Source organism: Colwellia sp. 75C3 (assembly GCF_002836255.1).
Classification (GTDB): domain Bacteria; phylum Pseudomonadota; class Gammaproteobacteria; order Enterobacterales; family Alteromonadaceae; genus Colwellia.
This window is the reverse complement of record NZ_PJAU01000035.1, coordinates 1-18,730: the sequence shown is the minus strand read 5'-3', so window position 1 is coordinate 18,730 and position 18,730 is coordinate 1. Positions and strand designations below refer to the sequence as shown.

General features: G+C 37.2%; 19 protein-coding genes. 13 read left to right on the top strand and 6 right to left on the bottom strand.

Annotated features, from left to right (window positions below):
- Positions 1-107: 107 nt before the first annotated feature.
- From CXF85_RS08070 to CXF85_RS08050, 5 genes are all read left to right on the top strand, one after another.
- Positions 108-2,111 (top strand): collagenase, encoded by a 2,004-nt coding sequence (locus tag CXF85_RS08070; RefSeq protein WP_101228023.1) that lies wholly within the window; start codon positions 108-110, stop codon positions 2,109-2,111.
- Between the two features lie 349 nt (positions 2,112-2,460).
- Positions 2,461-2,646, top strand: coding sequence for a hypothetical protein (locus CXF85_RS08065; protein ID WP_101228022.1), 186 nt, complete (start codon positions 2,461-2,463; stop codon positions 2,644-2,646).
- Between the two features lie 175 nt (positions 2,647-2,821).
- A complete protein-coding gene (locus CXF85_RS08060; RefSeq protein ID WP_101228021.1) occupies positions 2,822-3,718 on the top strand; it encodes a DMT family transporter in 897 nt (298 codons plus the stop codon).
- 134 nt (positions 3,719-3,852) lie between these two features.
- A complete protein-coding gene (locus CXF85_RS08055; protein ID WP_101228020.1) occupies positions 3,853-4,566 on the top strand; it encodes a hypothetical protein in 714 nt (237 codons plus the stop codon).
- Between the two features lie 137 nt (positions 4,567-4,703).
- Positions 4,704-4,907: a hypothetical protein gene (locus tag CXF85_RS08050; protein ID WP_101228019.1), complete on the top strand. Its 204-nt coding sequence runs from the start codon at positions 4,704-4,706 to the stop codon at positions 4,905-4,907.
- 36 nt (positions 4,908-4,943) lie between these two features.
- Here CXF85_RS08050 and CXF85_RS08045 read toward each other — a convergent pair whose 3' ends face one another.
- Positions 4,944-5,255, bottom strand: a complete 312-nt coding sequence (locus CXF85_RS08045; RefSeq protein ID WP_101228018.1) for a hypothetical protein — start codon at positions 5,253-5,255, stop codon at positions 4,944-4,946.
- Between the two features lie 215 nt (positions 5,256-5,470).
- Here CXF85_RS08045 and CXF85_RS08040 point away from each other — a divergent pair, with 215 nt between their 5' ends.
- The 3 genes from CXF85_RS08040 to CXF85_RS08030 all read left to right on the top strand — a co-directional run bounded on the left by CXF85_RS08040 (position 5,471) and on the right by CXF85_RS08030 (position 10,629).
- A complete protein-coding gene (locus CXF85_RS08040; RefSeq protein WP_101228017.1) occupies positions 5,471-5,905 on the top strand; it encodes a CBS domain-containing protein in 435 nt (144 codons plus the stop codon).
- Positions 5,906-6,108: 203 nt separating this feature from the next.
- Positions 6,109-10,185 carry an ATP-dependent RNA helicase HrpA gene (gene hrpA, locus CXF85_RS08035; protein WP_442871867.1) on the top strand — a complete coding sequence of 1,359 codons (4,077 nt, stop codon included), beginning with the start codon at positions 6,109-6,111 and terminating at the stop codon, positions 10,183-10,185.
- Positions 10,186-10,329: 144 nt separating this feature from the next.
- Positions 10,330-10,629, top strand: coding sequence for a PilZ domain-containing protein (locus tag CXF85_RS08030; RefSeq protein ID WP_101228015.1), 300 nt, complete (start codon positions 10,330-10,332; stop codon positions 10,627-10,629).
- Positions 10,630-10,740: 111 nt separating this feature from the next.
- Here the strand turns inward: CXF85_RS08030 and CXF85_RS08025 are convergent, their stop codons facing one another.
- Positions 10,741-11,931 (bottom strand): class I SAM-dependent methyltransferase, encoded by a 1,191-nt coding sequence (locus CXF85_RS08025; RefSeq protein ID WP_101228014.1) that lies wholly within the window; start codon positions 11,929-11,931, stop codon positions 10,741-10,743.
- A gap of 151 nt (positions 11,932-12,082) precedes the next feature.
- On the opposite strand from CXF85_RS08025, the gene CXF85_RS08020 reads away from it, so the two are divergent.
- Complete coding sequence (locus CXF85_RS08020) at positions 12,083-12,352, top strand: acylphosphatase (RefSeq protein WP_101228058.1); 270 nt, start codon at positions 12,083-12,085, stop codon at positions 12,350-12,352.
- 47 nt (positions 12,353-12,399) lie between these two features.
- On the opposite strand, the gene CXF85_RS08015 is transcribed toward CXF85_RS08020, so the two are convergent.
- The 4 genes from CXF85_RS08015 to CXF85_RS08000 form a co-directional block, all read right to left on the bottom strand.
- Positions 12,400-12,609 (bottom strand): DUF1653 domain-containing protein, encoded by a 210-nt coding sequence (locus tag CXF85_RS08015; protein ID WP_101228013.1) that lies wholly within the window; start codon positions 12,607-12,609, stop codon positions 12,400-12,402.
- Between the two features lie 34 nt (positions 12,610-12,643).
- On the bottom strand, positions 12,644-13,090 hold the full coding sequence (locus CXF85_RS08010; RefSeq protein ID WP_101228012.1) for a hypothetical protein: 447 nt from the start codon (positions 13,088-13,090) through the stop codon (positions 12,644-12,646).
- 137 nt (positions 13,091-13,227) lie between these two features.
- Positions 13,228-14,208 carry a cysteine synthase A gene (gene cysK / locus CXF85_RS08005; RefSeq protein ID WP_101228011.1) on the bottom strand — a complete coding sequence of 327 codons (981 nt, stop codon included), beginning with the start codon at positions 14,206-14,208 and terminating at the stop codon, positions 13,228-13,230.
- A 149-nt stretch (positions 14,209-14,357) separates the two neighbouring features.
- A complete protein-coding gene (locus tag CXF85_RS08000; RefSeq protein ID WP_101228010.1) occupies positions 14,358-14,777 on the bottom strand; it encodes an META domain-containing protein in 420 nt (139 codons plus the stop codon).
- Positions 14,778-15,096: 319 nt separating this feature from the next.
- Here CXF85_RS08000 and CXF85_RS07995 point away from each other — a divergent pair, with 319 nt between their 5' ends.
- The 4 genes from CXF85_RS07995 (at position 15,097) to CXF85_RS07980 (ending at position 18,501) form a co-directional block, all read left to right on the top strand.
- Positions 15,097-15,831, top strand: a complete 735-nt coding sequence (locus CXF85_RS07995; protein WP_101228009.1) for a DUF599 domain-containing protein — start codon at positions 15,097-15,099, stop codon at positions 15,829-15,831.
- Positions 15,824-16,312, top strand: coding sequence for a DUF2919 family protein (locus tag CXF85_RS07990; protein ID WP_101228008.1), 489 nt, complete (start codon positions 15,824-15,826; stop codon positions 16,310-16,312). Before CXF85_RS07995 ends, CXF85_RS07990 begins: the two co-directional genes overlap by 8 nt.
- A gap of 63 nt (positions 16,313-16,375) precedes the next feature.
- Positions 16,376-17,146, top strand: a complete 771-nt coding sequence (gene dnaQ, locus CXF85_RS07985) for a DNA polymerase III subunit epsilon (RefSeq protein ID WP_101228007.1) — start codon at positions 16,376-16,378, stop codon at positions 17,144-17,146.
- Positions 17,137-18,501, top strand: a complete 1,365-nt coding sequence (locus CXF85_RS07980) for a TIGR03503 family protein (protein ID WP_101228006.1) — start codon at positions 17,137-17,139, stop codon at positions 18,499-18,501. Before dnaQ ends, CXF85_RS07980 begins: the two co-directional genes overlap by 10 nt.
- Positions 18,502-18,730: the final 229 nt, after the last annotated feature.

Here is an 18,730-nt window from a genome sequence, read left to right as displayed (position 1 = left end):
AGGTTTGGCGATAAACTATAGTTTAAACACTGAATTAATTAGCTAGTGTATGTCAGTATATTGTATGCAATAATGGTTTTATTCACTATAACAACAAAGAAACCTCTATGAATAAATTATCAATGTCACTTGCGGCAATGGCTATCTCTTCTGTTCTTGCTGCCTGCAGTACTAACGAGAATGGCGACGCTGCTGAATCTACTCTGTCTATCTCAATACCTTCAGTTAATCCTATGGTTGCTCAAGTATTAGCTACTGACATTGACCAGTTATGGAGCCAAGACTTTGATCATTACCAGCAGGGGTTACTAAAAGCGGTCGCTGATGAAATATCAATCCAAGCGCTTAAAGGTGACTTAACTAATACTAAATTAGAGAAGCTTACCTTCTATCTGAGAATTTATAGTAGTTTTGGTACCGAGAAAGATTGGCCTGAGCAAACAGCAAAATCGGTTAATACGGCATTAGTAAATCTGCACAATATGGCTGGTTTTTTTGAAGTGAGCAAAACGACAGCACGCTTACATGAAAACTACGCTGTTGCTTTGTATCGCTTATATTTCCTAGCCCCTTTACAGCCTTTTATCAAAGAGCAGGTTAAGCCGCTAAGCCAGTTAATTAATCTTTATGCGACAGCGGATCTTTCTAGCTCCACTGCTGTAAGTACTGAACAAGGTAAAACAATTGACTATGCGTTATGGGAAGTCTTACGTGCGGGCGCTATTTTACCTTACGAAGCCCGACGAAAGAATGTCGCTGAATTTACTAAAGCCGTGCACGGTGATGGTGACCTTCAACAGGCGTTAACGCAATTTATTACCGCTAAAAATAATACCTTAGGTAGTGATGACTGGCCTAAGCAACATGCGCTTTGGGCATTAGCGCAATATTATAATTTATATACTAAAGAATATTGGAATGAATATTATGAACGCTCAGCAGATGATCAAAAGCGTTTAGATGACGATAAGTTATCACTTGATGTTGAAGGTAATATGGATGCCCTTGATAATAGTGTTTGGGCTGCGTTAACCACGAATAAACAAGTGACGGTAGAGCAAAGTAAAACGCTGTTTAGTATACCTTATGTGGTCAATACCTTTCGTGGCAAGTCTGAATGTACAGAGGGTACGCTAGAAGATCGCTGCATTGCACCATCGATTGAACAAGCATTACCTATTAATCATGAGTGCTCAGATAGAATTTACATTTTAACCCAAGTGATGACGCCGGCGCAGTTAAATGATTCTTGTCAGCAACTCATATCTCAAGAAAGTAATTTTCATGAGATATTAGCGACCAATAACCAGCCAGTAGCCAATGATTTCAATGATAAATTACGCGTCGTTATTTTTAATAATCACGCAGAGTATAATAAATTCGGACAACTAATTTTTGATATTAATACCGATAATGGTGGTATGTATATTGAGGGAACCACACAAAATCCTGATAATATTGCTACTTTCTATTCATTTGAACACTTTTGGGTAAGACCAGAGTTTGCTGTTTGGAACTTAAACCATGAGTTTGTACATTACTTAGATGGTCGTTTTGTTAAATACGATACCTTTAATCACTTTCCAAGCCATATGGTGTGGTGGTCTGAAGGACTTGCTGAATATGTTGCTAATGAAGACAATAACCCTAGAGCCTTTAAACTGGTTAATGAAACGAAACCTAAAGAATGGCCAAGCTTAACTGATGTTTTTAATACCGAATATAAAGATGGTACCGACAGAGTATATCGTTGGGGTTACTTAGCGGTACGCTTTATGAATGAACACCATCAAGAAGATTATAGAAAGATGGCACACTACTTAAAAACAGACTTCTTTGATGGTTACAAAAAATTATTAGATGACTCAGGTGAAAAGTACTCAACAGAGTTCAATCTATGGTTGGTGAAACATAACACTAGTTATGTGGCGGAAGAGGAAGAAAGTAATCCACATAAACCGCGTCAGTTTTATCGTTATACCTATAAAGACTATTTACAACCAGCCCATTTAACTGAAGATAAGTTACATATGCATTGGCAGTATTGGCATGAAAATGCCTTAAAAGCATCAGACAAGAAAGTTGCTAACACAAACAGTACTGCTAAATAGAGCAATGTTGTCGTGACATAGTTAATAGTCAGTTTTTAACTTAACTTATTTCAATGCATGTAGAACTCAATGCTATACCTAAGCTCTATTTTAGAGCGTTATAGGTATAGCATTTTTTATTTCTCTTGAAATAATGACAAAGAAGCATAACGTTCATCGTTAAATTCCTAAATTCCTAAATTGCAATATTCGTGTTGCAAAATGATAATTTCCTCATTAAATTTAATTTACTAAAAAAAACACTATAAAAATCAAAGCTAAATTTAGCTGATGTTTTGGCACTGTTGATGCAAAGTACCTAAGTAGTAACGCAAATATGCGAAGTTATAATTAAGTTGAGGGTAGTCATATGTTAAACAAAATTAATATGAGCAATAGACGAATGATCATGTCAGCGGAAATGCTGAATGTTTATCAACAAGATGCCAATAAAACTAGTCGAAATGATGAAAGCGCTAATGAATGCAGCAAACAAAATATTGATGCTTTATACGAGCCTGATGATAACGCTATTTATGAGTTGGGTTATAACTAAAACTAGATATTAGCGCATCGATTATTGATATCGTGGATGTTTTTCATCGAGTAACGAACATGTTTTACTTTTGAAGTAATAAACTATTGCCAGATATGTAATATGTTGTTTATTATTCAATCATAATATTATGGGTAATGAGTAGAGTTGAACTACGATGGGGCTTTTTTTATGGATGTCAGGAGCCCTGGCATCATTCTCTATTCTAGCTATAGGTGCACGCGAATTAAGCGGTGAGCTAACTATTGCTCAGTCATTATGTATTCGAAGCGCTATTGGACTGCTATTTCTTTCGTGTGTTTACTTTATCCAGTCACGATTCTTTAAAAGTAAACGGCTAAAGGCAACATCGACTCAGCTACCAGTCAAGGTGATTAAACTACATCTGTTCCGTAATCTTTTCCATTTCATTGCCCAATATGGCTGGTTTTTTGGTATTGGCTTACTGCCTCTGGCTGAAGTGTTTGCTTTAGAATTTACCGTGCCAATATGGACACTATTAATTGCCAGTTTTTTTCTCAATGAAAAAGTAACAAAAAATAAACTGCTGGCGATATTTCTTGGCACCTTAGGTGTACTTGCAATAGTTCGACCGGGATACGCCTTAATTGATTATGCTTCTATTGTGGTTTTGGGCTCGGCTATTTGTTTTGCCATATCGCACACCACAACCAAGTCCTTGGCAACAACGGAATCACCGCTAACTATTTTACTCTTCATGTGCATTATTCAACTCCCAATCGGCTTGTTGTTGTCTTTATCACATTGGGTGTGGCCACAAGGTGAACAGTGGCTTTGGCTTACCGTTATTGGAATAAGTGCGCTATCAGCCCATTACTGTTTAGCTAAAGCAATGCAGTATGCTGAAGTGACCACCATTATTACCCTCGATTTTTTCAGATTGCCACTAATCGCTACTGTCGGTGTGCTTTTCTATAATGAAGCCTTTGAGATGCCGTTACTTATTGGTGGTGCTTTAATGTTGGTTGGTAACCTTATAGGTGTGCGAGATTTGACGAGGAAAAAGGTTACCATCAAAGAAAATAATACCAACAAGTTACTAACTAAGTAAGTTTTCAAAATTCTGACTTAAACTAGAATAAACTCTGGTTTGCTTTGTCTTATCTTACATCAATATCTACCCGCATTAATTAAGATAATATTACTTCCAAGTTATTTTAATTACATGAATTATTGGTGAATATTGTGTCAGAGTCTTTCAACCTATCAAGTTTGTCAGCTGAGAAAATGATCAGTTACGGTTTGCTGTTTTTTGCAAGTTTAATGATATTTTTTATCTCTCAAATTATTCATTTTTATCTTGGTACTTACAATCTATCCACTATGTATATTTCTTTTTGTGCGGGCTTTATTTTATTTATTCCATTGGTGAGTCTCGTTTTACACCCATTGATAGTGAACAAAGAAGGTAAAAGTGAAACTTTTCACTTCAGCGCGTTACTCGCAAATATCGGCTTAGTGTGCGTGGTCCAGTTTTTATGCTTTCTTATTTGGATGACAGATGCCATTGCACTTTATAGCTTATATGTAGATCAACACTCATTTCTTGCGAAAGTATTTGATATAAAAACACAAAGCCGGGGAGATATGACTTTTGAATTTTATTGTTTTAATTTTATTCTTGCCTGGCTATTTGCAATGTTGTCTATGGTTGTAGGGGTATTACCTTGTTTAATTGCACGATTAGACAATTATGGTGTTGTAGGGGATTTTGTTGCCGCTTTTTCATTTGCTAAGCGACATAAAAGCTTGATGTGTTTTTATGCCCTATTAATAGCTAGCTCAGTATTAGTGCCTTTACTTTATGGTAAATATCTATTTTTAGTGATTTTTCCTAGTGTATTAGCTTGGGTTTTTACTCGTTTAAATAAAAAATACTTAGAGTCGTCCGTATCATAACGATAATTTATCGCAGCTTCTGTGTTTTGAAGGGACAAGTTGATTAGCCAGCGTTAGTGTAGTTGAAATACGCTGCTATAATTATACAGAGGTCGTAAAGATAAGGTGTCAAAATTTGACGCTTTTAGGAGGCTAAAATGGTTTCATCAATAGAAGGTAGTGGCTCTGTAAGTAAAGTGTTTGAACAACAGCGGCAGCAAGTCACTAATCAGCAAGAAGAACAACGGATAAAAGATCAGCAGCAAGAGGTTAACCGGCAGGCGCAAGTAGATTCAGCGGCTGAGGCAAAGCGAAATGACCCTGATGATCGCAAAGGTCGTTCGGTAGATTTATCTGCTTAACTCGTACAGATTAAGTACCTTTATCAAGTGAAGAGGTTATTGGTCGGCGTGTTTTTTTCTAAAAATAAAGGCTTTCTCGCAAGTAGGTAACTCATAAAAAAGTGGTGCGCCGTTTATTCTGTTGCCATTATAAACATTGGCTTCACTTTTACAGGCTGATTCGCTCTTTTTAAACTTTTGACGACATTCCTGATAAATTTCACTTTTTCTCGGTTTCAGTGCAATTTGTCTGTCGGCTTCACAAGCCTGGTCTAGTTTTACTTGTTCTTTGTCATGGGAAAAAGCCCCGGAAACTGAGCTATAGAAAACGATGATTAGCATCACAAAACGAAATAAGTTGGCTGACATACTGAGTTCCTTCAATAAGTATTAACACTTGCATTATTGTTGTTCAAGAAACTAGACATGTCTACTTAATTATAATTTTATAAAATTATAATTAAGACAAGCATAAATTGGTCTTTTGGCAAAGGCTTACCTACAGTTAGCATTAATACAGATCATGTTTTTATAACAATGACAGACTAAATGTTAACTTAGTCAGGGTTAAAAAGGAAAATCATATGCAGAGCCTAAAAATCCAAGAATATATGAATCACTATCCAGTAACGTTTACCGAGACTATGTCCGTTGAAGAGGCCTCATTACGCTTTTTAAAAACGAAACAAATTGGTGGGCCAGTGATTGATCAAAACTATAAGGTACTTGGCTTTATTTCAGAGGGAGATGTTTTAAAGAAAATGTTAGAAACCCTATATTTCAATGAGAATGTTGCGAGTATCAAAGATATTATGCGTAAAGAGGTACTTTCAGTGAAACCTTACGACAGTATCATTGAGTTGGGGCAAACCATGATAAGAGATAAACCTAAAGTGTACCCAGTGATTGATGATGACGGTAATTTACTCGGTACTATCTCTCGTAACGAGGTTCTACAAGCGTGTTATAAATACGGTAGAGCAAGAACCTCTATTGAGAAGGAACATGCCGCAGTATAATATTTTGCACTGAAATGATAAGGCAACCTAGTCTTATTAATTTGTAAAGGAGCTTGGAAGCTCCTTTTGTGTGTTTAAGCGACTATTTATAATGCTTTACTCGCTGTATTTATAATGTATTACTGTTAAAATATTCTTTTTATTTTCTATCCGAGTTTGTTTTGTCTGTTTCGATTGATTCTGCTATTACCTCATTTTCTCATATACAAACCCTTTTTGAATTACTGCCACAAGCAAAAAATTGTGATGCAGTACGCTTTAAAAAAAGGTTAATGAACCTCAAAAAAACAATTGCCCAAGAGGCAAGGGGGAAGTCAGCCGTTGAATTAGCGACTTTGCCATTATCAGCAAAACAAATTAAATTGGTTGAGCCGTTACACCTACATATTCTCAAATCAATTCAAGATAAACAGCAAAAAATTAAAAACTTACCCAAGATTACTTATCCTGATGGTTTACCCATTTCAGATAATGCCGCGCATATTTCAGCCACGATTAAAGCGAATCAAGTGGTTATTATTGCCGGTGAAACTGGCTCAGGAAAAACTACCCAAATACCTAAGATTTGTCTTGAACTTGGTCGTGGTGTTGATGGTTTAATTGGCCATACTCAGCCTAGGCGTATTGCTGCAAGAACCGTTGCTAATCGTATTGCTGAAGAGTTGGGCACTACATTAGGAGAACAAGTGGGTTATAAAGTTCGCTTTAATGACCAAGTTAGCGATCAAAGTTATATTAAATTAATGACCGACGGTATTTTGCTGGCGGAAATGCAAAGGGATAGGTTATTACTTAAGTACGACACTATTATTATCGATGAAGCTCATGAACGTAGCTTAAATATTGATTTCATTTTGGGTTATTTAAAACAAGTACTGGTAAAGCGTCCTGATCTTAAGTTGATTATTACCTCGGCGACTATTGACCCGCAACGTTTTGCTAATCATTTTTCCAATAAAGCCGGCGTGCCGGCGCCTGTTATTGAAGTATCAGGGAGAACATTCCCTGTTGAAATGCGTTATCGACCACTAAATGATCGGTTAGCAAGTGATGAGGACGATCAATCACCGCAAGATGTTGATATTATCAGTGGGATTTTGTCGGCGGTAGATGAGCTCAGTGACTGCGGGCAAGGTGATATTCTGGTATTCCTTAATGGTGAACGCGAAATACGTGATACCGCTGCGGCGCTAAATAAAGCTAATTTACGACATACCAATATTTTACCGCTTTATGCGCGTTTAACTGTTAGTGAACAAAATCAAATATTTAAACCCCATAGTGGCCGAAACATTGTCTTGGCAACGAATGTCGCGGAAACTTCCTTAACGGTACCAGGTATTAAGTACGTTATAGATCCCGGTACGGCGCGAATTTCACGTTACAGTTATCGAACCAAAGTACAACGACTACCTATTGAAGCTGTATCACAAGCCAGCGCTAATCAACGCTCTGGTCGTTGTGGACGTGTGTCTGAAGGTATTTGTATTCGTTTATATTCAGAAGATGATTATACAAGTCGGCCTGAATTTACTGATCCTGAAATTTTACGTACCAATTTAGCCACCGTTATATTGCAAATGCATGCGCTAGATTTAGGTGACATTGCTAATTTTCCGTTTGTTGAAGCACCTGATAATCGAAATATAACTGATGGTATTCGCTTATTGGAAGAAATAGCAGCCGTTGAAAGCCTAGGTAATCCTACTAAAGGTACTGATAAAGGTAAACAGTCTACAACCGCAACACAGTTGACAAAATCTGGACGTTTATTAGCAAAATTTCCGATCGATCCGCGTTTGGCTAAAATGGTGGTTACTGCCATTGAATTTGGCTGTATTGAACAAATACTGATTATTGTTAGCGCCTTGAGTATTCAGGACCCTCGTGAAAGACCTCATGAAAAGCAACAGTTAAGCGATGAGAAACATAATCGCTTTAAAAATAAAACATCTGATTTTATAAGCTTACTTAATCTTTGGCAGTATATAAACGATCAGAAAAAGGACTTAACACAAAATCAGTTCAGAAAGCTCTGTCAACGCGAGTATCTCTCTTATGTTCGATTACGCGAATGGCAAGATATTTTCAGTCAATTAAAGCTTACCTTAAAAGAGCAACAGATAACGTTAACCTCTATTGATTACCGTTTTTCTATGCCAAGTGTTCAACAAGCGCAAGAAGTAAATAAAGAACAAGAAAGTGAGCAAGACTCCGCATTAACACCTGTGCATCAAGCATTATTATCAGGTCTATTGAGTCACATCGGTCAACAGGATGAAAATCGCGAGTATAAAGGTGCGCGCGGTATGAAATTCTTTATTTTTCCGGGCTCTGCGCTAACTAAAAAGTCACCGAAGTGGTTAATGTCGGCTGAGTTAGTGGAAACGAGTCGGTTATTTGCTCGCATGAATGCCAAGATTGATCCTTTGTGGCTTGAGCCGCTTGCACAGCACCTTGTTAAGCGAAATTACAGTGAACCGCATTGGGAGAAAAAACAGGGCGCGGTAATGGCCTTTGAGCAAGTAACTCTGTATGGCTTGAGCATTGTCACAAAACGTAAAATTAACTTTAATACCATTGAACCAGCGACTTGTCGTGAGATATTTATTCGCGAAGCACTGGTTAATGGTGACTGCGTTATTAAAGAAAAGTTCTTAAGTAAAAATCAGCAATTGGTAGAAAGTATTGAAGAGCTTGAACAAAAAGCGCGCCGTAGAGATTTTTTAATTGACGAACAACACCTGGTTGATTTTTACAGTGAAAAACTGCCTGATACTATTGTTTGTCAACGTAGCTTTCTCGCTTGGTGGAAAAAGGAAAAACAAGAAAATGGTCAGCTATTGGACTTTACTAAAGCCTTTTTATTGAATGAGTCTATTGATGAGTTAAATGCTACTGAGTATCCAGATTTTTGGCAACAAGATCGTATTACTTTGCCGCTGACTTATCATTTTAGTCCAGGGGACATTGACGATGGTATCAGCGTTATCGTACCGGTAGCTTTATTGAATCAAGTACAAGAAGATGGCTTTGATTGGCTGATCCCCGCATTACGGGATGAACTGGCTATTGCGTTAATTAAAGCATTACCTAAAACACTCAGACGTAACTTTGTTCCTGCACCTAATTATGCACAAGCGTGTGTCGCGGCAATGCCCGCTGATCAAGGAAGTTTACAACAAGCGCTAGCGAAACAGTTATTGCGGATGACCGGTGTTCGACTACCTGAAGATGCTTGGCAGGATATTTCTTTGCCAGTGCATTTAACGATGAACTTTCAAGTGGTAGATGATAAAGGCACACTGTTAAAGCAGGGTAGAGACCTTAATGAGCTTAAAGCTGAGCTACAAGGTAAAGTGAAAGCATCAATTAAGAAAGTTGCGGAAAAAGGCATTGAGCAAGCTGAGTTAACGCAGTGGGACTTTGGTGCCTTACCTAAAGGTTATGAAAAGAAAATAGCCAATATTACGATAAAAGCTTTCCCTGCATTGGTCGATCATCAAAATAGTGTTGCTATTGAGCTTTTTGAGCAAGAGCAACATGCTCAGGAAGCGATGTTAAAAGGGATCAGCCGACTAATATTATTGAATATTCCAACCCCTTTAAAATATTTACAGGAAAAACTGCCGAATAAAGCCAAACTGGGTTTGTATTTTAATCCTTTTGGTTCAATCAGTGATCTTTTACAAGACTGTATTCAAGGGGCGTGTTTGTCTTTGGTTCAACAGTTTTCTAAACAACAAAATAATGACCAACTTCCTCGAGAAGAACAACAATTTTCTTTGTGTTGTGATTATGTGAGGGCTGAAATTGCTGATTGTGTGTTAACTGCAGCGATTAAAGTTGAGCGGGCGTTAACGTTACGTCATGAAGTGACTAAAAAAATGAAAGGTAGTGTGCCTTTAAATGTTATCCAGTCGCATGGTGATATTAAACAACAATGCGAGCAGTTAGTGTTTAAAGGATTTGTAAGTTACTCAGGTTTAAGTAAATTGGATGATATTATTCGTTATTTACAGGGCATGTTACGCCGTTTAGAAAAACTGCCAAGTGACCCTAATCAAGATAGATTAAAGCTTATTGAAGTGAATAAAGTGAATGAGTTGTACCAAGTTATTATGGGTAAACAAAGAAAAGATAAACCGGTAGAAAATGAGTTACTCGCTACTCGTTGGTTGATTGAAGAACTTAGGATTTCATTGTTTGCACAAAACCTAGGTACGGCAGCACCGATATCAGTTAAGCGTATTTTAAGTCACTTAAAGGGTTTCTCTTAATTTAAACGATAAAAGTTAATGTTTTCAGCTATTTTGAAAAATTAATTTACGATGTTTTGTGATTTTTTTACTGCAGTTAGTTGACACTACTGGCTTTGCTCAGTATAAATAATAAGGTAATAAATAGTCTTTTTGGGAGAGCAAATGAAAGGTTTTGATGATAAGCGCGATTTTTACCGCATGATGTTAAATAGTGAAGTTATGGTTACCGTGATAGATGACGAAGTAAACAGTCAACTTTCTGCTACTTGTCGCGATTTAAGTGCGACGGGCATGGCATTCGAAATCGAGCATCCATTAGCCATTTCCACCCATGTAAGAGTAAAAGTCGACTCAGCTAGTAGTCAGGTACAAGCACTTGATATTAGTGGCAGAGTGGTTCGTATTGAGGAAGAAAGTACTAATTGCTACCTCATCGGGATTACTATTGAAGAGATCGACTAACGGATTATTTCCGCTTAATTAGCATAGAAAAGCCAGATTAAACTCTGGCTTTTTGTTTTTAGCTATTTTTTTTGTAAGATTATCCCTTCAAAAATGAGGTGATAATTTTTACTATTCTACTTGGCAAACTAAACCTTTCAAATAATAACCTTCAGGGTAATTAGACGAAATTGGGTGATCGGCTGCTTGTTGTAAGCGCTCAACGAAGTAAGCTTTTCTTTTTGCATCTAACGCGGCATCAGCTACAACTTTTTGAAATAAACTTGCTTCCATCAAACCAGAGCAAGAAAATGTCAATAATAAACCACCAGGGTTTAATAACTGCATAGCGATCATGTTGATGTCTTTATAACCTCGACAAGCACCGGTTAATTGCGCTTTTGACTCAACAAATTTCGGTGGGTCAAGAATGATCATATCAAAGGTACGCTTTTCTTCACGGTATCTTCGCAATAATTTAAAAACATCTTCTTTGACGAAAGATACATTTGCATCGGATAGGCCGTTTAAAGCAAGGTTACGTTCACCCATATCAAGAGCATCTTGCGATACATCGACATTAATCACTTCTTTGGCATTATTTGCCGCACAATGTAATGCGAATGTACTGGTATAAGAAAAACAATTTAAAACTGTTTTGCCTTTTGCAAATTTACCAGCAGCAAGTCTAGAGTCACGTTGGTCTAGGTAAAAGCCTGTTTTATGACCCGTTGCTATATCAACATGAATTTTAATGCCGTGTTCTTCAATGATACATTCAGTTGAATCTTGCGGCTCTGTTAACCAACCTGTTACTGGCTCTAACCCTTCTTTTTTACGCACATCAACATCTGAACGTTCGTAAATATGGCAACCTGGGTAAAGCTCGGTTAAGCAGTTAACAATGGTATAACGATGAAAATCTGCGCCGGCGCTAAGTAATTGACATACTACAAAATTGTCATATATATCAATAGTTACGCCGGGTAAACCATCCGATTCACCGGCGATTAAGCGATAGCCAGTTAAATTTCCCTGGGCAATAAACCAATCGCGTCTTGCTTGAGCACTTTGCAATTTAGCAAAGAAAAAATCACGATCAATTTCTTCATGCTCGTCAAAACTCCAGACTCTAATTCTTATTTGAGATTCAGGTGAATAAGCACCTTTAGCTAACCAATTACCTTTACTATCGAATACATCAACAGTATCCCCAAGCATCGGGTTACCTTTGATTTTGTTTACTGCTTTCGAAAAAATCCATGGGTGTTTACGTAATAAAGATTTTTCACGACCAACATTTAAAGAAATTCTTGCTGACATAGGTCTATACTTACTTTTAATGAATAAATAACGCTGTATTAAAACAAGGTCATTTATTCTGTGAAAGAGAAATTTGTGCCGATTTTAGTCAATGACTGGCTTAGGTGCAAACTTTACTGATAATAATACTGATTTAAGAAGAGAAACATGTATGAATGTTAGCTATATTGCGCATATTTCGGGTAGGGTACAAGGGGTATATTTTAGAGCCTCGTCTCAGCAACAAGCCATTGAATATTGTTTAAGTGGTTATGCGCGTAACTTAGCTGATGGTGATGTTGAAGTTTTACTGTGTGGTGAACAAGAGAATATTGATAAAATGCTTGCCTGGCTTGCTCACGGTCCTGAACAAGCACAAGTGACAGACATTCAGCATAAAAAGGTACCTTGGACAGAACATCACTTCTTCTCTATCGGTTAAAACCCTGCGCTTTAGTATTTGTTTTGCCAACGACACTGATCAATGTGTTATGGCTTAACGAAACTGAAGCGTTTTAGTGTTTTCCCCTCGCGCTCTATCGTTTCATCAAACATAGCTAAAGGACGTAGCCAAATATCGCCTTTGTTCTCTGCGGGGTGATACACCACCATATATTCTTCAGTCTCACTGTGCCTAGCAATATGAAGTACTTGGTAATAATTACCTTTAAAGTGTTGGTACATGCCTATTTTTAACATTATTTTATCTTATCAGTCATTGTTAATGGTAAGTTTAAAAGGGGTCTTTTAATACTTTATCAATAAACCACTTACCATCACGCTGGATGATTGCGAGTCGTTTAACATCTTTAAGCCTGTTATCTTGATAGTAACCATCAAAATATACAGTAATATTCGCCGTACCTTTAAATTGTTCTCGTATTTTTACACCGCTACTGTCTGGACTTATTTCAACGTTATCGTAAGACATATTAAACAAGTGGCGGGCTACAGCGCCAGGTGCACGGTAATGCAGTATAAGGCGAGCCAATTTAGGGCTACAAACAGAGGCCGCTTTTTCAACATTTTTTTCATTATATAAAGCGTCAAAAAATGCAATCGCGACGGTTTCAGGGTTATCAACGGTAGTAATTCTTTGTGAATTATCTTCACCGCACGCTGTTAATAGCGTGATTGAGCATATTAACAGTGCTAGTAGTACATTTTTTAAATAGTGCATTGAAAGTAAGTCAAAAAGTTAAAGTTATGAATTAATAATAACGTAATTACTTTGTTAAAGTGAAGCTAAATATCTCTGCTCATTACTAAAAAAGGCACCGAGGTGCCTTTTTAAAATATAATTATTTCAGTAATTAATTATTGAACAAGCTCTTTATCGCTAAAGCTTTCAGTAAAAAGTGCGCTTGATAAGTAACGCTCCGCTGAACTTGGTAAAATGACTACAATATTTTTACCTTTGTTCTCTGGGCGTTCAGCAAGACGTTTGGCTGCAACAACTGCTGCGCCAGATGAAATACCAGCAAGAATGCCTTCTTCTTTCATTAAGCGGTGCGCCATTTCAAATGATTCTTCATTTGAAACGAGCTCAACAGCATCAACCATGTCTAAATCTAAGTTACCAGGAATAAATCCAGCACCAATACCTTGGATTTTATGAGGGCCTGGTGTTAATTTTTCACCAGCAAGGGCTTGAGTTATCACTGGAGAATCGATAGGTTCAACGGCAACCGTAGTAATCGCTTTACCTTTAGTCAGTTTAATATAGCGACTTGTACCCGTAAGCGTACCACCTGTACCAACACCTGCAACAAAGATATCGATATTGCCATCAGTATCATTCCAGATTTCTGGACCGGTAGTTTCTTCATGAATTTTAGGGTTAGCTGGGTTATCAAACTGGCCTAATAAAACATATTTTTCTGGATCTGAATCTTTAAGCTCTTGAGCTTTAGCAATAGCGCCGCCCATACCCTTAGCACCATCGGTAAGTTCAACTTTTGCACCTAAAGCAATAAGTAATTTACGACGTTCTAAGCTCATAGTACTCGGCATTGTTAACGTTATGCCGTAACCACGTGCTGCAGCAACAAACGCTAATGCGATACCGGTATTGCCACTTGTTGGCTCAACAATTTCTTTACCAGGTTTTAATAAACCTTTTTCTTCAGCATCCCACACCATACTTGCGCCAATACGACACTTAACACTGAAACTTGGGTTTCTTGCTTCAATTTTAGCATAAACATTAGCGCCATTTTCAGCACCAATTACGCGGTTTAATTTGACTAGCGGTGTATTACCGATAGTTGTAGTGTTGTCTTCGAAAATTTTAGACATTGTTGGATCCTGTAAATTAGTTACGTTAATAGCGTAAGAGTAGCGAGTTGTTATAAAAAAAGAAGTGATATTTTGTTATAACTTATAATGCTATACAGCATTATAAGTTATAAAAAGCTTATTTTCTGATATTACACCAATAGAGATTGTTATTTTGCTCTTTTTGCTTTTAATTGCAAAAAGCCTTGTTGGTCGAACATTGATAACTGGCCATTTTCTAATTGAATGCGTTTTACTTTGCTAAGCGCTTGTAAAAAATTTGCTTCTTGGTCCATCAACGCTGGCAAGCACATTTTTCGAGTCGTTGCTATTGGACCTATGCTTATAGCGTTTTTTTTCGAACTATAGCTGGTTGATATGTTATTACAGGATGCAGAGCCGCTTAGATTATTTTTCGGAGTAAACTTTAATTTCGCCATACTATTAGCTATGACAGGCTTACCTTTTATAGAATCGACTAGCCAGCTTCCTGGCAATGTTTCAGGCGCTGCGAGGGAAGAGGAGCTATTACAAGCAGCAAGTGTTGTAGATATGGCAATTAATAATACTAACTGTTTAATATTTTTCATGGGTAATCCTATATCACGGTATGGTTATTTAACTATCAAAATGCCGCTACTTATAATAGTAATGGGTATGCTGCCAGTGTTATTCAATTTTTTATAAAACTCAAGTACTTAGTTAGTTCTGTAAAATACGTGAATTGGGCAAGTTATTTTTGAAGACTATTTTAACTGTTAGTTAATATCATATCTTTAATCCAATGAAGCTAGATGGCGTCCACTAAAAGTTACCTTATTTCTCTATCAAATGAAGTTGTTGGTCAATAAAATTTGTTGGCGTATAATCTTATTTTTCTTATCCCCGTTATGTATTGAGGAATTGAACTTGCCCTTTACCCTAGTTGATATTTTAGCTTTATCTGTTTTTATTGTATCTTGGTACGGTTATACCGTCTTTGCACGAAAAAAAGCCAAGACAACGGACTGCATTGCCCGCTCATTACATCAACATCGAATTCATTGGATGTATGAGGTTATTTCACGTGAAATAAGGGTTTCAGAAGCGGCTTTACTCGCCAACTTGGAACGTAATATTGCTTTTTTCGCCTCTAGTACCTTGTTAATTCTTGCCGGTATTTTTACTTTGTTTGCCAAAGTGGAAACGTTGGAGGTGGTTATTTCTTCATTGCCATTTGCTACGGATGTTAATCACTTAGCAATACAATTAAAACTGACGTTATTAGCTTTTATTTTTGTCATCTCTTTTTTCCAATTTACTTGGTCCATGCGTCAATATGGATTTTTAAATGTAATGATTGGCGCTACGCCATTTGATGAATCGGGGGAAAATGAAAATTTAATCGCCTATGCGAAGCAAATGGCAATTGTGCAAGACCAAGCTGCTCATTCATATAATTACGGATTAAGATCATATTACTTTGCTTTAGCGGCTATGTGTTGGTTCTTCCATCCTCTATTATTAGTTATTATGAGTTTGTGGGTAGTTTACACGCTATATACACGAGAATTTAACTCTAAGGCTGTTAAAGCGATCACTACTGCTCATCATTTGTTGCATCAAGAGCGTCAGTTAAAAAGTGAGAGCGTTAAAGATGCCTAAAAAGTATCAAGAATACTCAATTGAAGACTTCGATAAATTTGATTGTTTAAAATTATCTAAACGTTTTTATCTAGTATTGTTATTTGTCTTACGTGGTTATCTCGTATGGCTTATGTCGGTAACTAATATGAAAGATAGGGTGGCTACCATGCAATGGATATACCCAGAAACTAGCCTGTTTTTTCTAAGCTTGGTTTCAGGTTTTATCGGTTTATGTGTCGTTGTTATTATCAGTTTCCGTCGACCCAATGCAGCAACGTGGGTCAAAAGAATTTGGCCTTATTGTCGAACTATGTTGGTAGCGGCGTTAATTTTTGACTTTAGTATTAACCTTATTGGTTTTTTCTATTGGCAATTGACCTCAATATCATGGTTAATTTGCCAAGGACTGATTGTCTTTGCTTTAATTACGTTATGCTTTACCAGTAAACGAATGCAACTTAACTTAACTGAATTCCCCCAAGCGTTACCCGAAAAATAATAATCAAACCTGAATTCCGGGATAAACGTTAACCGTGAAAAATATTACCAAAAAGGCTCATCAGTGAATAATATAACCGAGACTCAAGACTCAGAGAAAGATAAGCGATTAATCATTCTAGATACAGAAACTACAGGTATCAATCCCAGAGAAGGGCATCGAATTGTAGAAATTGGCTGTGTTGAAATGATAAATCGTCAATTAACAGGACGAACTTATCACGCGTATGTAAAGCCCCTTGATCAACGTGGCCAAGTCTTTCAGATGGAGCAAGAGGTTATAAATATTCATGGTTTAACCAATGAATTTCTTGCTGACAAACCAATTTTCTCTCAAGTTGTGCATGAATTCATTGATTTTATCCGTGGTGCAGAACTGGTTATACATAACTCCAAGTTTGATGTTGGCTTCATGGACCATGAGTTCTCTTTGTTTAATTCTATGGGGCGTAGCCAAGATAAAGTACCGATGACAAACGATATCTGTACTATTACCGATACTTTGAAAGTCTCAAAAGATGAACTGGGCTCTCCAAAGACCTTAGATTACTTAGCGCGATTTTACCGAGTAGACAAGTTAGTCGATCGGACATATCACGGGGCATTAATCGATGCTCAACTCCTGGCATATGTTTATATTGAAATGACGCGTAAGCAATCAAGTTTCAATTTATCGGCAGGCGACGGTGGTAATGCCGATGGTAATGCAATTAGAAGAATATCCTCGAGCCGTAATAAATTAAAGGTTATTGCTGCTTCGGCCGATGAATTAGAGGCACATGCCGATCGAGTCGCTGTAATTGCTAAAAAAGGAGGGGATCCCCTTTGGAAATAAATAGGTTTCATTGTTTCAACTTACTGTCAGTTAAAGTAGCAAGGCTTATTGCTTGTTTATTTGTTTTTGTTGTCCCGTTTAATGCGGGAGCACTCTTTACTGGTCAGATAGAAAATATTAATGAAGATAATAAGCTGAATAAAAGTAAAGTTGAATATTATCAAAAAGATAATATAACTAACCAAGTACCTTATTTTGATAACCGCTTTCGTCTTGATGCTGATTTAGAAGAAATAACGCTAATATTTTATCGTAAGAGTGGTAGTACTCCTATTATTCTTATACGACCTGATGGCAGTAAAATAAGAGTTAATCAGTTTGACCATGAAAAAGTCCAATGGTTTGATGACAGTACTTTTGACATGATTAAGATAAAAAAACCTATGCCAGGGCCTTGGCAAGCGGTCGGTGATATTTTACCAAATAGTCAAATATTGGTTGTCTCTGATGTGAAGATTGCGGTAGAGCCATTACCTGAGATTGCTTTTTCAGGTGAGACGTTAAAAGTAGAAGGCAGGCTTTTTAATGGTGATGAAGCGATAAACAGTTCTCACTTCACAAAGGTTGTCAAACTAGATGTTAATTTTTACAGCACCAATAACTCTCTGTATGAAAATTTTGGCGCCGATGCTATTAAGGTGACCTCTTTTCGTGATGATGGCCGTGGTCTAGATGAATATGCGAATGATAATACCTTCACTGGTGAATTTATTTTGAACTTCGCACCAGGGGAGTGGCAGCCGGTGTATTTGGTGAAACTCCCAATGGCAACTCGTGAGTTAAGACAACAATCTATCTTGTTACATAAAACACCGATAGAAATTAATGTTGTTAAATCTGACCATGTCGATAAGCCTCATCAATTACAATTATCTATAGATCCGACTTTCGTCGATCCTAACAGTTTAGTTTTCCAAGGAAAGTTTACTTTTCCAGACCGCCAAATTGAACCTTTCTCTATTATGGAAGAAAATGGCGAAAGTAGAACGAGCATAATTACCAATACAGAGCCAGGACTATACCGAGTAAATGTTAGTGCCTTTGGTAAAACCATAACGGGTCGAGAGTTTCGTCTAGTGGTACCAGAGTTCAGCTTTAATGTAGAAACAAGCTTAAATGAGCCTAATACGGTCGAGGAGACGAATATTGAAGGAGTAACTACAATACTTGAAACGACAGATGAGTTACTTGATAAAGGTGAGCAAGATAGAATCGCGGCTTTATTAGCTCAAAAATTAGTACAAGATGAAAAAGAACAAGAAACTTTTATCATTATTGCTGTAGGTAATGGTGCGGTTATAGTGATATCGGTTATTTTGTTCTTCTTTTTGCGGAGGAAGAAAAAGAGTAAATAAGACTGTTTTTCTTCTTATTGACTTAAAAAGACGAAAATATGCTTGTAAATTCATCAGATTGCTATTCAAATGCGCATGCAGACAATTTTATTAAAAAAGTGGTTGACTGCGCTTCATCATAACCGTATTATCTCGCCGCATTCAACGACATGTTGTTGAAGCAGACAAGATATGCGGAGTGGTAGTTCAGTTGGTTAGAATACCGGCCTGTCACGCCGGGGGTCGCGGG

What these genes read in the sequence shown, in the direction of transcription:
- CXF85_RS08010 (WP_101228012.1), bottom strand. Translation starts at nt 13,090, where the DNA reads ATGCACTATTTAAAAAATGTACTACTAGCACTGTTAATATGCTCAATC.
- CXF85_RS08070 (WP_101228023.1), top strand. Translation starts at nt 108, where the DNA reads ATGAATAAATTATCAATGTCACTTGCGGCAATGGCTATCTCTTCTGTT.
- CXF85_RS08050 (WP_101228019.1), top strand. Translation starts at nt 4,704, where the DNA reads ATGGTTTCATCAATAGAAGGTAGTGGCTCTGTAAGTAAAGTGTTTGAA.
- CXF85_RS08045 (WP_101228018.1), bottom strand. Translation starts at nt 5,255, where the DNA reads ATGTCAGCCAACTTATTTCGTTTTGTGATGCTAATCATCGTTTTCTAT.
- CXF85_RS08015 (WP_101228013.1), bottom strand. Translation starts at nt 12,609, where the DNA reads ATGTTAAAAATAGGCATGTACCAACACTTTAAAGGTAATTATTACCAA.
- CXF85_RS08025 (WP_101228014.1), bottom strand. Translation starts at nt 11,931, where the DNA reads ATGTCAGCAAGAATTTCTTTAAATGTTGGTCGTGAAAAATCTTTATTA.
- CXF85_RS08060 (WP_101228021.1), top strand. Translation starts at nt 2,822, where the DNA reads ATGTCAGGAGCCCTGGCATCATTCTCTATTCTAGCTATAGGTGCACGC.
- CXF85_RS08065 (WP_101228022.1), top strand. Translation starts at nt 2,461, where the DNA reads ATGTTAAACAAAATTAATATGAGCAATAGACGAATGATCATGTCAGCG.
- CXF85_RS08030 (WP_101228015.1), top strand. Translation starts at nt 10,330, where the DNA reads ATGAAAGGTTTTGATGATAAGCGCGATTTTTACCGCATGATGTTAAAT.
- CXF85_RS07990 (WP_101228008.1), top strand. Translation starts at nt 15,824, where the DNA reads ATGCCTAAAAAGTATCAAGAATACTCAATTGAAGACTTCGATAAATTT.
- cysK (WP_101228011.1), bottom strand. Translation starts at nt 14,208, where the DNA reads ATGTCTAAAATTTTCGAAGACAACACTACAACTATCGGTAATACACCG.
- CXF85_RS08000 (WP_101228010.1), bottom strand. Translation starts at nt 14,777, where the DNA reads ATGAAAAATATTAAACAGTTAGTATTATTAATTGCCATATCTACAACA.
- CXF85_RS08020 (WP_101228058.1), top strand. Translation starts at nt 12,083, where the DNA reads ATGAATGTTAGCTATATTGCGCATATTTCGGGTAGGGTACAAGGGGTA.
- CXF85_RS08040 (WP_101228017.1), top strand. Translation starts at nt 5,471, where the DNA reads ATGCAGAGCCTAAAAATCCAAGAATATATGAATCACTATCCAGTAACG.